Source organism: Pseudooceanicola aestuariicola (assembly GCF_045763785.1).
Taxonomy (GTDB): Bacteria; Pseudomonadota; Alphaproteobacteria; order Rhodobacterales; family Rhodobacteraceae; genus Pseudooceanicola.
In genome coordinates this window covers 296,200-308,486 of record NZ_JBJGSF010000001.1, presented here as the reverse complement: position 1 = coordinate 308,486, position 12,287 = coordinate 296,200, and the positions used below count along the sequence as shown (strand labels likewise).

The window sequence follows — 12,287 nt, the reverse complement described above, 5'->3', positions numbered from 1 at the left end:
CGCGAGGGCGAAGGGTAAGGTCGGTGCGGGCACGGCGACCATTTCTTGCAGCGCCGATAAGATGCTTTCACGACTTAGCTTTACCGGCAAGCATGATGATTTGACCGGCTGATCAATAAAAGGTGAGCACACTCAGCCTGTTAAGGGGTTTGCGGGCGCTGTGCGCAGTGCTGCAAATCCGGGCTTTCCGTTGGGGCGGCGCAGGCTCCTGACACGGGCTGTCAGGGGGCGGGGTTGAATGGCGGGCCGGAGAGGTCAAATTAACCCCACTGCCGGAGAATCGCTTATGAATACGCCCATGACGTCTACTGCCATGCCCGAAACGCTGGACCAGGTCCGCGCGCGCCCCAAGCTTGAGGGTGGGCATCGGCTGGTCATGAACACCGAATTCAACCCGGCGGGCGACCAGCCGACGGCAATTGCGGAACTGTCTGGCGGCATCATGGAGGGCGAGCGGGATCAGGTGCTTCTGGGCGCGACCGGCACGGGTAAGACCTTTACCATGGCGAAGATCATCGAAGAAACGCAGCGCCCGGCGATCATCCTTGCACCCAACAAGACTTTGGCCGCGCAGCTTTATGGCGAATTCAAAGGTTTCTTCCCGGACAACGCGGTCGAATACTTCGTGTCCTACTACGATTATTACCAGCCCGAAGCCTATGTGCCGCGCAGCGACACCTACATCGAGAAAGAATCGCAGATCAACGAACAGATCGACCGGATGCGCCACTCGGCCACCCGGGCGCTGCTGGAGAGGGACGATGTGGTCATTGTGGCCTCGGTGTCGTGCATCTACGGTATCGGCTCGGTCGAGACCTATGGGGCCATGACGCAGGACCTGAAGGCGGGTGGGCAATATGACCAGCGGCAGGTGATCGCGGATCTGGTGGCGCAGCAGTATCGGCGCAATGATGCAGCGTTTCAGCGGGGGTCGTTCCGGGTGCGGGGCGATTCATTGGAAGTCTTCCCCGCGCACCTTGAGGACCGCGCCTGGCGGCTGTCGTTCTTTGGCGAAGAGCTTGAGAGCATTACGGAATTCGATCCGCTGACCGGGACCAAGACCGACACGTTCGACCAAATCCGCATCTACGCCAACAGCCACTACGTCACGCCCAAGCCGACGATGCAGCAGGCGGTCATCAACATCAAAAAGGAATTGAAAGAGCGGCTGGGCCAGTTGCAGGCCGAAGGCAAGCTGCTGGAGGCGCAGCGGCTGGAACAGCGCACCAACTTTGATCTGGAGATGCTGGAAGCCACCGGCGTCTGCAACGGGATCGAGAACTATTCACGCTATCTGACGGGCCGCGCGCCGGGCGAACCGCCCCCTACCCTGTTCGAATTCATCCCTGACAACGCCATTGTTTTCGCAGACGAATCCCACGTGTCCATCCCGCAGATCGGCGGCATGTACCGGGGCGACTATCGGCGCAAATTCACGCTGGCCGAACACGGGTTCCGCCTGCCGTCGTGCATGGATAACCGCCCCCTGAAGTTCGAGGAATGGGACGCCATGCGCCCGCAGTCGATCTATGTCTCGGCCACGCCGGGCAACTGGGAGCTTGAGCAGACGGGCGGTGTCTTTACCGAACAGGTCATCCGCCCCACCGGCCTGCTGGACCCGCAGGTCGAAATCCGGCCCGTGAAGATGCAGGTGGACGATCTGCTGGACGAAATCCGCAAGGTCAGCGCCGATGGCTACCGCACGCTGGTGACGACGTTGACCAAGCGGATGGCCGAGGATCTGACTGAATACCTGCATGAACAGGGGATCAAGGTCCGCTACATGCACTCGGACATCGACACGATCGAACGCATTGAAATCCTTCGCGATCTGCGGCTCGGGGCGTTCGACGTGCTGATCGGGATCAACCTGTTGCGTGAAGGTTTGGACATCCCCGAGTGTGGGCTGGTCGCCATTCTGGATGCCGACAAAGAAGGCTTCTTGCGGTCCGAGACGTCGTTGATCCAGACCATCGGCCGCGCCGCGCGGAACGCCGAAGGCCGGGTCATCATGTACGCCGACCGCATCACCGGCTCGATGGAGCGGGCGCTTGGCGAAACCGAACGCCGCCGCGAAAAGCAGATCGCTTATAACGAGGAACACGGGATCACGCCTGCGACGGTCAAGAAGAACGTCGAGGATATTCTGGCGGGCCTCTACAAAGGCGACGTGGACATGAACCGCGTGACGGCTCAGGTCGAGAAACCGATGCACGGCGCGAACCTGCAGGCCCATCTGGACGGGTTGCGCGACCAGATGCGCAAGGCGGCCGAGAACCTCGAATTCGAAGAGGCCGCGCGCCTGCGAGACGAGGTCAAGCGGCTGGAGGCGGTCGATCTGGCGGTCTCGGACGATCCGATGGCGCGGCAGTTCGCGGTTGAGAAGGCGGCCGAAGCGGCGGTTGGGTCGAAGGGTCGGTCAACGGCTGGGCGGCCGGGGCAGCGTGGGGGGAATGTGCAAAGGCGGAAGAAGCGGTAGGAGGAAAACTCAAATATCAATGCACTGATCCTGCCCGGAACAAGGCGCATAGCGCCGCCGGGCCAGCGCCTGTCCGGCAGACAGGCTCTGCCCCTATATCGCGCGGACCTGTCAAATCTGAGTTCCGCCCCAGTAGGGTGGGTTTCCAACCCACCACCGTAGGGCGGGGTTCGCCCCGCCTCCCCCTGACCCACCACAAACAAAAACCCCCTCCGCTGTCGCGAAGGGGGCCAGCGCGCCAAACAGCGCGGTGATCTTAGCTTAGATCAATTGTCTTCCGGCGGGTTCACACCGATCGTCGGGACCTGAACTTCGGCCTCGCGGGTGTCGACTTCAACGTCGACGTCCGGCACTTCGACGGTTTCTTCGGTGGTGCCAACGACGACTTCGCCGAATTCTGCGTCAACCTCGGGAAGGTTACCACCTTCGACCGATACGTCGACGTCGGGCAGCGCGCCCTCTTCGGTTACGTCCAGATCAACCATGTAGACGCCAAAGGCGATCGCGGCGACGGCTACAACTCCAAGTCCAATTGCGGCTCCGGTTTTCATCTCAAAACTCCTTTCGATCACAAGCGCTTAGGTCAGCGCCCGTTTCCAGTGGGCCTGTCCAGCCCGATTGCAGAACCAACGCTCACACGGCTGTGAGGTTCCAAACTAAACCAGATTTATTCGCAGGTGCGGCATTGCAGGAGAGCGCTGCTAGGACGTGGCCCGGACCCAACGCACGTTAACCAAGCCCTTCAAAAGCAGGCGGATTTATCCTTTCGGACAGGTCACAGCGCCAAAGAGCATTGGTATACAACTTCTATCGGCGGCAGAACGGTCGCCCCTTCCTGAACATTCGAACCTGACGGTGTGGGCCGGTCTTGCCCCGCACCCGGGCGCATCGCCCCGCTGTCCTTTGTGAAAGGCGCCGACCGATGCGTATCCTTTTGACCGACACCACATGGGCCATGGCAATTCTGGCCAAGAAACTGCGCGACGCAGGATTTTTCGTGACCGAGGCCGGAGACGTGGCCGAGCTGCTGGAATTCGCCCGCAACGGTCAACAGGACGCGGTGGTGATTGATCCTGATCTGCCCTCGGGCACCCTGCCCGACCTGCTGCGCCAGTTGCGCGCGGCCCATGCGCAGATGCCTTTGTGCATCCACACCCGCGATATGGATAAGGCCGACCGTCTGCGCGCCATGACCTGCGGTGCGGACGATATCTTTGACAACGCCATGACAATGGAAGAGATCGAGGCCCGCCTACGCGCCTATGTCCGCCGCGCCTCTGGCTTTGGCAGCCCCGTGGTTAAGGTCGGCGATCTAAGCGTCGATCTGGACCGGCAGAGCGTGCATCTGAACGACATGCCCATCCACCTGACCCGGCTGGAATACGAGCTGATCGAAACGATGTGCCTGCGCAACGGCAAGCTGATCACCCGTGAAGAGATCATGCTGCAGCTATACGCTTGGCAGGACGAACCCGACGCCAAGATCATCGATGTCTATATCTGCCGCATCCGGGCCAAGCTGGCCGCCGCAGGGGCAACGGACGACGTGATCATGACCTCTTTTGCTCAAGGCTATCGCCTGAACACCCGCCCGGCCGAGGTCCTGCCCGCCGCCGCCTGATCGCTTTCTCTGATCGTTTTCTGGCGGGGTGCGCCCTGCCCCCTCCGCATGCGCCCACCGGTCTCTCTCCCGGTGGGCGTTTGTTTATTAGGACCTTGTTAACCACGACAGCGCATCCTGAGCAGGACGACAAGGGGGCCTGTCATGCGTATCATTCTGGCGTTCTGGATATGGATCCTGACCATAGGGGCCGCTGTGGCCGGACCATGGCCCCGTGGGGACGGACAACATTACCTGTCCTTCGCGCTCTCTCAGGATGTGGATGCGGGGCAGCCGTGGCAAAGCCTGTATCACGAGTGGGGTGTAACCGACCGCACCACCCTTATCCTGCGACAGGGGACCAGCTTTGACGGCAAGGTCAATCTGCTGGCCGCGATCTCTCGCGATATCTGGCCCGGGCGGCGGGTTAAACTGGCATGGTCTCTCGGCGCTGGCCTGCACGAAAATGATCCGGCGGCGATGGCTGGCCTGTCGGTGGGCCGCAGCTTCCAAATCGCGGGGCGCGCGGCATGGCTGGCAACGGAGTTTCAGGCCTTGGCGACCCGGAAGGTGATCGTCGGCACAACCGAAGTGACCGTAGGCGTCACCACCGCACGCGGGATCAAATTCTACGGACAGCTCTCATCGCGGCATTTCCTACACGATCCCGCCCCGGTGACCGTCGTGATCCCACCCGGCCCGTTCTTCGGCCCACCGCCGGTGACGACGATCACTTGGTTCCCCCCCGAAGTCCGCCTGGGCCTAAATGCCTCGATCCCCGTCCGCGAAGGGCTTGCGATTGATCTCGGTATCTCTCAGGGGGTGCAACAGGGCGGCACAAGGCGGGTGAAGCTGGGGATTACCGCCGAATTCTAGGCTTGGGGGCCAATTCCGCCTGCGCTACCCTGCGGGCATGAGCACACCGATCCGCCCCACTGACGACGACGCCCGGCAGATGGCGCGCGACCTGTTGGCAGGGGCCGAACACGCGGCCTTGGCCGTGTTGGACCCTGAAAGCGGCGCGCCCAGTCTTAGCCGGATCGCCTTGGCGCTGGCCCCGGATGGATGCCCGATCAGCCTTGTGTCGTCGCTCTCGGCCCATTCGACCGCGATGGCGCAAGATGGGCGGTGTTCCCTGCTGGTCGGTGATCCGGGGTCAAAGGGGGATCCGCTGACGCATCCCCGGCTTACCGTTCAGGCGCAGGCCAAGGCCATCCCGCGGGATGCGCCCGAGTTTCCGGCGCTGCGCGACCATTACGCCGCGCAACGCCCGAAATCGAAACTCTACATCGATTTTGGCGACTTTTATCTGGTCCGGTTCGACGTTCAGGCCGCGTTTCTGAACGGCGGGTTCGGCAAAGCCTTTCGCCTGACGCCCGCCGATCTGGGCCTGTGATCACAGCCTAGATCGGATTGTCCATCCGCACCCGCATCACCACCGTCCCCTTCACATCGCTTTGCCAGCGCAGGTCGATCTGATCCCGGTTCGACCCCTGTTCCGTGGTGACATAGGGCATGTAGAATTGTTTGACGTTCGCGCCGGTGACGATGGCGTTCTTCGGGATCACCGACTCAACCGTCTGCGCCCAGCCACCAAAGGGCAGTTTCGGGGCGCAATCGACGGTCCAGACCAGCGACGGCGAATTTTCAGTGTGCTCGACCACCAGAGGGTTGGAGGTCCCTACATTCACCAGATTATAGGCGTTGTCCGCGAAGGTGATGTTCTTCATGCGGCCCATGTCCATCCCGGCGAAAGACGTGTCGATCCCCTCGACCCGGTCGATTGCCCCGGCAACTGTCCGGAACAGATTACCGGTGACCGACATGCCGTTGATGAAATGGCCAGCGCCATGGGGGCGCACCGTGATGAAGGTGAACCAAGGGGCCACGTGGCTGGCAAGGAACACATTGTCGGTGATGTTCATCGCGGAAAAGCTAAGTTCCGACGCGAAATCAGGGTATTGGTCGTGTTCGTTGGCCCATTCGATATGACAGTTGTCGACGTAGTTTCCGACAAAGGTCATGCGGCACGACATCTCTGTGATCACAATCCCGGCTGTGCGGATCGCGTTGGATGCACTATCGCCCTGAAAAAAGTGGTTCCCAGTGAAAATCGTGTTCGCCCCGCCAATGACCGCAAAGTGGCGAAGGTGCATGGCGCGGTTGTCGCGGATTTTCAGGTCGTTTGCGTTGGAATTGAACCCGATGGACACGCGATCCTGCCCGAGCTTGGAGCTTTCGTCTGACAGAAACTGGCAACGGTCGATCATCATGCCCTGACAGCCAGAGCCGTGCGAGGTGATGCCCCGATCCTTGGGACGGGTGATAAAGCAATCCCGAAGCCGGAAAATGGACCCAGACGGAGCCAGCATGATGGCCGAGCAATCGCCCCAGCATTGGAATTCGATGTCCGACAGTTCGAACTTATCGAGTTTTGAGAAACCAGAGAATTCCAGAAGATACTGAAATCTGTGAAACGTATAACTCTGCGTGCCCTCCGCGTCATACAGCGGCTTGGACAGGGTGATTTCCTGAGCGCCGATATTGACATCCCGCACATAGACTTCGCGCCCCACACCGCTGGCTTCGATCAGGCTGCCGACGGGGATGTTGGCGATGTTGGTGACATTCGTCAGCTTCAGCGCGTTAGAGGCCGCATAGGTCGCTTGGGAACTGACCGTCACCGTATCCCAGGCGGGGCCGGCAATACATTCGAACTGGCCGTTGCGGATCAAACGACGGGTGGCATAGCTGCCCTTGTCCGGCACGGCGGCCTGCATGTCGATCGGCGCGGTCACACCGATACGACGACCGCCCATATCAAGGCTTTCGTGGTCGGTGTTGTTCAGCAACGCTTGGAACGCTTTCTTGAACGCTAGCTCTTCGTTTCCGAAGGCGTCGATATAGGTGGGCAGATCGAAATTCTTGCGCAATGCTAGAACCTTGTCCGTCGGCATCGTCACCGCGCCTTCAAACGTCACGCGGCTTTCCATGGCGACCGAATTGGCCAGTCGATAGGTCCCGGCGGGGACCATGACCATACGCCCGTTGGCAGCGTCATCTGCGGCCTCGAACGCGGCAGTGTCGTCGGACACGCCATCGCCCTTGGCCCCATAGTCGCGCACATCCACCCACGACATCATGTCTCGCAAAAACACGCTGGTGACATCTTCAATCACTACGTCGTCGATGCGCACCGTGCCGCCATTGGGGCCCAACAGGTCCAGCCCAAAATACCCGTAGTCCGGTTCCTGTCCCCAGATCATATCCACGCCGTTACGGTTGCCCGACCCGACGATTGCCGAGAGCTCCACCACCTCACCGTAAGAGGTCAGATCAATCTGCGTCGCCTCTTCGGTCAAGCCGCTGACATGGCTGTCGTTGCCCTTGGCTGCCCAGCCCGCGATGCGGAAGGACGGCAGCGCCCCGGCGACGCATTTGATCCTGATCCGGATGCGCAGATAGCAGCCGGGCAGGATTGGCGTGCGCCCCATATACCGCAATTTCTGAGTTGTCGAAGTTTTCAGAATTTCCAGACATCCGCCAAAATCCTGATCCGCCGGAACATAGGCGGCGTTGGGATCGGCGTCGTAAGTATCGGACCCGGGGGTGCCGTTGCCCTTGGACCAGACATCCAGCCCGTCTTCAAACATGGTCGGCATAAACAGGATGCCGTCAGTGATCGCCTTGTTCATCTTCTTCCCCTTATCCTTGGCCCCGGTCCGGGGCATGGCCACCCGTGCGGGTTTCAGGGGAAAAGAGATATTGCCAGTTGGTTAACTAAACCTTGGGCCACCGCGCGGTGGGGGCGGCTCAGACCGCCATCGGCGGGGCTTTGACGAACTCTACGCCATTGATTTTCCAGCCGTCTTCGGTCTCAACCATCTCGTAGTCCAGCAGGTGCACCACACCTTTGCGGTCGATCACCTCGACCCGCTGGATGACGCGTTCGCCCTCTTCTCGGGCGTCCAGCATACGCATCTGGTCGGGATCGATGACCATGGAATAGCCGTGCTGGACCATAAAGCCAAAGTTCTGCGGGGTGCGGAAATAACGCTGCAGCATGGGGCTGGCGTAGGAAAAGGCGCGCGGCAGGTCACCGTCACGAAAGGCGTCAAACTGGTTTGTGATCACATCCGACGGAGCGTTGGTCTGAGCAAATGTCGGCGCGGCGCTCAGGGTCAGGCAAAGGGCCGCAATGGGGGCGAGGAACAGGCGCATGGGGCGTCTCCTTTCTTAAAAGGTACGCCACCTCCGCCTGTTTGGTTTCATCTTTCCAAAAATACTCGCGCCGCAGGCAACGGCCCCTTGGGGCCGTCCCGTGTTCAGCCCAACTCTCCCGCCAGCCCTTTTTCGATCAGAGCCACGGTTTCATCCACGCCATAAAGCGCGATGAACCCGCCAAAGCGCGGACCTTGGGACGCGCCCAGCAGCACCTCGTACAGCGCCTTGAACCAGTCGCGCATCGGGTCGAACCGGTCACGGCCCACGTCGAACACCACCTGTTGCAGCGCGTCGCCGTCGACCGGGCCGTCATAGGATTTCAGCGCGTCGCGCAGGGCTTCCAGCGCCTCACGCTCGGCCTCCGTGGGGGCGCGGTAGGTCTTCTCGGGCTTCACGAAGTCATTGTAATAGCGCACCGCATAGCCTGCGGCAGCGTCCAGCTGCGGATTCGCCTCGGCCGAGGCGTCAGGCGCATAGCGGCGGATAAAGCCCCAAAGCTGCTCTTTCTCCTCGGCGCCCGCCACGGACGCGAGGTTCAGCAGCATCGAGAAGGGCACAACCATATCAGACGCCGGCACATCGCCGTTGTGGATGTGGAACACCGGGTTCGCGGCCTGCTGTTCGACCGTCTGGGTCGGATAGGCGCGAAGCTGCTGGTGGTATTCGTCCATCGCGCGGGGGATGACGTCGAAATACAGACGCTTTGCCGTCTTGGGTTTCTGGAACATGAAATACGACAGCGATTCCGTGCTGGCGTAGGTCAGCCATTCGTCGATCGAAATGCCGTTGCCCGAAGATTTCGAGATCTTCTGGCCCTTGTCGTCGAGGAACAGTTCATAGGTGAAGTGTTCGGGCTTTTTGCCGCCAAGAATTTCGCAGATCCGGTCATAGATCGGCGTGTTGGTCGAATGGTCCTTGCCATACATTTCGAAATCCACGTCCAGCGCGGCCCAACGGGCGCCGAAATCGGGCTTCCACTGCAGTTTCACCTGCCCGCCCGTCACCGGAAGGGTCCATTCGCGCCCATCGGGGTCGTCGAAGGTGATGGTGTAATCGTCTTTGTTTACCGACTTCATCGGGACATAGAGGACGCGGCCGGTTTCCGGGTGGATCGGCAGGAAGATCGAATAGGTCTGGGCGCGCTCATCGCGCAGCGATTTCAGCATGACCTTCATGATATCGTCGTATTTTTCGACCGCGCGCTTGAGGATCGCGTCGAAATCACCGGACTTGTAGAATTCGGTCGCCGAATAGAATTCGTAGTCGAAGCCGAAGGTATCAAGAAAACGGCGCAGCATGGCGTTGTTGTGGTGGCCAAAGCTTTCGTGCGTTTCAAACGGGTCGTAGACGCTGGTCAGCGGGCGCTGCAGGTCTTCTTTCAAGCGGTCCTGATTGGGCACGTTGCCCGGCACTTTGCGCATACCGTCCATATCGTCGGAAAAGCAGATCAGACGGGTCGGGATATCGCTGATCACCTCGAAGGCACGGCGGATCATGGTGGTGCGCAGCACTTCGCCAAAGGTGCCGATGTGCGGCAGGCCCGAGGGGCCATAGCCGGTTTCAAACAGCACATAGCCCTTTTCGGGCGGCGCCTTTTCATACCGTTTGAGCAGCTGGCGCGCCTCTTCAAAGGGCCAGGCCTTGGACGTCATGCCCGCGTCGCGCAGATCGCTCATTATGGTCTCCATCATTGTCGCCGAAGGGGTCCGGCGGTCGGCTCTCTCTATTGCGCGGGCCTGAAAGGGTCAATATTCTGCACTGCAACACCATTTTGGAGCGTCCCATGAACGACACGTCAGATCAGGCCCTTTCGCCGCAAGATTGCCTTGTGATGCTGATGATCGCGGTTTCCGTGTCAGACCAGACGGTCCGCACGTCCGAATTGATCAAGATCGAAAGCCAAGTGAACACGCTGCCGATCTTTGGCACCTACGACATCGACCGGATCACGTTGATGTCGAAAATGGTCTATGACCTGTTCGCCGAAGAAGACGGGCTGGACGCGCTTTTCGGGCTGGTTCAGGACAATATGCCGGAAAAGCTTAACGAAACCGCCTATGCGCTGTGTTGTGACGTAGCCGCGGCGGATGGCAGCATCCGGGTGGGCGAATTGCGTCTGTTGGAAGAAATCCGGGATGAGCTGAACATCGACCGGTTGCACGCAGGCGCTATCGAGCGGGGCGCGCGTGCGCGGCACATGACCGTGTGACCCCCTGCCCGCCGCGCAGGTGCAGCGGCGGAAATTGGCGCAAAACAGGTGCTCTCATTCGCGTGAATTGACCGGATCGGCTGGCTTGGGTCAAATTACATGTGTTCCGCATGTATCTGGATTTGCCCCATGACCCGCTATTTCGTTCTTGCCGTTGGTGTTTTGCTGTTGTGCGCCATGCCGATCATCGGATCGCTCGGCTCCGGGTCCGAAGCGGGGGATCGCACTGTGCGCCTGACCGCCCCGGTGGCCCAGCCTGTGACGGTTCGCTACTAGCTTTAACTGGCGTGCAAAAGGCCCCAGCGTTGCAGCAGCGCCTGTTGCAGCATCTTTGACCGACGATTCCACGCGCGGCCACCATCGGGACGTTCGCGTTCAGCCTCGGTCAGGGCGTCGCGGCGCGGCATGTCGGCGGTCAGGATGGCAAAGGCCAGATCGGTGCCGTCTTCCATGCTTGCATAGCCCGAAAGCGTAGACACAAAGTTCAGCGTGCCGGTCTTGGCCACCACGGTCAGCGGATGCGCCGAGATCGTGCGATATTCATCGTCCCGCATCGGGATCGGTTTCAGCAGCGGGCGCAGGGCGTTGCGGCCCAGTGGGCTGGACATGGCGCGGACCAGATCGCCCGTGGTGGTGCGCGACGCATCCCCAAGGCCCGAATGATCGACCATCTGCGTTGCCTTCAGGTCCAGCACGTCGCGCGCCCAATCGGACATGGCGGCGGCTGAATTGACCAGAGTCTCTGGCCGCCCCAGTTTCCGGGCCGAGGCCGCCATGCCGACCATTTCCGCCGTGATATTGGTGGAATACTTCAGCATGTCGCGCAGGATGTCGGATAGCGGCTGGCTTTGGCGGCGGCTGATGACCTTGCCGGGCGGCAGGATGTTCGTCACCTCGGGCATGGGCAGTTTGATGCCGTGGGATCGCAGCATGGTCTGAAAGACCTCGCCTGCGTAAAGCTCGGGCTTGCGGACGGGCAGCCAGCGCGATCCGCCATTGCCCAGCGCGGTTGATGCAACCGTCCAATCGTCGCGCGCGCCCGCATCGGCATAGGTGTAGACGGGCACATCACGGCTGACGACGCGCATCCGGGCCATCGCGACCTCGGGCCGGTACCGTTCAGAGCGCGCGTCCATCGTGACGCCCCATTGCCCACCCGATCGTTTCCATTCGAAGTGTACGCGGTTGAAGTTCAGCGCGAGGCCAGAGATCGCCGGGTTATAGCCGACGTGATCTGGCTGCAGCGTGTCGATCACCGGCGCGAAGGGCAGCGCCCCGCCCCAGACCAGCAAGCGGCCCGTCACGTTGGTCAGCCCGGTGGCTTTGACCTGCGCGGCAAGTTCAGCCATGTCGTCGGTCTGCAGTGTCGGATCACCGCCACCGACCAGAACCAGATCGCCGTTCAGGGTGCCGTTCGTGATCTCTCCGGACGCCAGAACGCGGGTTTCAAAGTGGTGATCGGCGCCCAGAATATCCAGCGCATACAATGATGTCAGCGCCTTGGCGACGCTGGCGGGGGGCATGGCTTGGGTGGGGCCTTTGGCCTCTAGCGGGCGGCCTGTGGTCAGATCGAAGACCGAGAATGAGACCTCACCGCTTAGGTTGGCGTCTGCGATGATCTGATCAGCCGTCTGGGCCAGCGGCTGCGCTGATCCGGGGCGCGTTTGCGGACGCAGGGACGACTCGGGCGGAACGGCAATTGCCGGAGAGGCCAGCAGCGCCGTCGCGGCCGCGCCCGTCAGAAACAATCGTCTGCTGACAGCCCGTGTCATGTG

At 61.0% G+C, this 12,287-nt stretch carries 11 protein-coding genes; 6 read left to right on the top strand and 5 right to left on the bottom strand.

What is annotated here, in order from left to right:
* Positions 1 to 286: 286 nt before the first annotated feature.
* Complete coding sequence (gene uvrB / locus ACI3GR_RS01370) at positions 287 to 2,479, top strand: excinuclease ABC subunit UvrB (RefSeq protein WP_407492039.1); 2,193 nt, start codon at positions 287 to 289, stop codon at positions 2,477 to 2,479.
* A gap of 266 nt (positions 2,480 to 2,745) precedes the next feature.
* Here uvrB and ACI3GR_RS01365 read toward each other — a convergent pair whose 3' ends face one another.
* Entirely contained in the window at positions 2,746 to 3,030 is a 285-nt protein-coding gene (locus ACI3GR_RS01365) for a hypothetical protein (RefSeq protein WP_407492037.1), read from the bottom strand.
* Positions 3,031 to 3,401: 371 nt separating this feature from the next.
* Between ACI3GR_RS01365 and ACI3GR_RS01360 the strand changes: the two genes are divergently transcribed.
* The 3 genes from ACI3GR_RS01360 to ACI3GR_RS01350 all read left to right on the top strand — a co-directional run bounded on the left by ACI3GR_RS01360 (position 3,402) and on the right by ACI3GR_RS01350 (position 5,475).
* Entirely contained in the window at positions 3,402 to 4,100 is a 699-nt protein-coding gene (locus ACI3GR_RS01360) for a response regulator transcription factor (protein WP_407492035.1), read from the top strand.
* 144 nt (positions 4,101 to 4,244) lie between these two features.
* Positions 4,245 to 4,955, top strand: coding sequence for a hypothetical protein (locus ACI3GR_RS01355; RefSeq protein ID WP_407492034.1), 711 nt, complete (start codon positions 4,245 to 4,247; stop codon positions 4,953 to 4,955).
* A 37-nt stretch (positions 4,956 to 4,992) separates the two neighbouring features.
* Positions 4,993 to 5,475 carry a HugZ family pyridoxamine 5'-phosphate oxidase gene (locus ACI3GR_RS01350; RefSeq protein WP_407492032.1) on the top strand — a complete coding sequence of 161 codons (483 nt, stop codon included), beginning with the start codon at positions 4,993 to 4,995 and terminating at the stop codon, positions 5,473 to 5,475.
* Between the two features lie 7 nt (positions 5,476 to 5,482).
* Here the strand turns inward: ACI3GR_RS01350 and ACI3GR_RS01345 are convergent, their stop codons facing one another.
* The 3 genes from ACI3GR_RS01345 to ACI3GR_RS01335 form a co-directional block, all read right to left on the bottom strand.
* Entirely contained in the window at positions 5,483 to 7,774 is a 2,292-nt protein-coding gene (locus ACI3GR_RS01345) for a glycosyl hydrolase family 28-related protein (RefSeq protein ID WP_407492031.1), read from the bottom strand.
* A 118-nt stretch (positions 7,775 to 7,892) separates the two neighbouring features.
* Positions 7,893 to 8,300 carry a DUF4864 domain-containing protein gene (locus ACI3GR_RS01340; RefSeq protein WP_407492030.1) on the bottom strand — a complete coding sequence of 136 codons (408 nt, stop codon included), beginning with the start codon at positions 8,298 to 8,300 and terminating at the stop codon, positions 7,893 to 7,895.
* 104 nt (positions 8,301 to 8,404) lie between these two features.
* Positions 8,405 to 9,979 (bottom strand): lysine--tRNA ligase, encoded by a 1,575-nt coding sequence (locus ACI3GR_RS01335; protein WP_407492028.1) that lies wholly within the window; start codon positions 9,977 to 9,979, stop codon positions 8,405 to 8,407.
* A gap of 107 nt (positions 9,980 to 10,086) precedes the next feature.
* Here ACI3GR_RS01335 and ACI3GR_RS01330 point away from each other — a divergent pair, with 107 nt between their 5' ends.
* Positions 10,087 to 10,512, top strand: coding sequence for a tellurite resistance TerB family protein (locus ACI3GR_RS01330; RefSeq protein WP_407492026.1), 426 nt, complete (start codon positions 10,087 to 10,089; stop codon positions 10,510 to 10,512).
* A 129-nt stretch (positions 10,513 to 10,641) separates the two neighbouring features.
* Positions 10,642 to 10,788: a hypothetical protein gene (locus tag ACI3GR_RS01325; protein ID WP_407492025.1), complete on the top strand. Its 147-nt coding sequence runs from the start codon at positions 10,642 to 10,644 to the stop codon at positions 10,786 to 10,788.
* A gap of 2 nt (positions 10,789 to 10,790) precedes the next feature.
* Here ACI3GR_RS01325 and dacB read toward each other — a convergent pair whose 3' ends face one another.
* The gene (dacB, locus tag ACI3GR_RS01320; protein WP_407492023.1) at positions 10,791 to 12,284 is read right to left on the bottom strand and encodes a D-alanyl-D-alanine carboxypeptidase/D-alanyl-D-alanine endopeptidase; all 1,494 of its coding nucleotides are present in this window, start codon (positions 12,282 to 12,284) and stop codon (positions 10,791 to 10,793) included.
* Positions 12,285 to 12,287 lie beyond the last annotated feature (3 nt).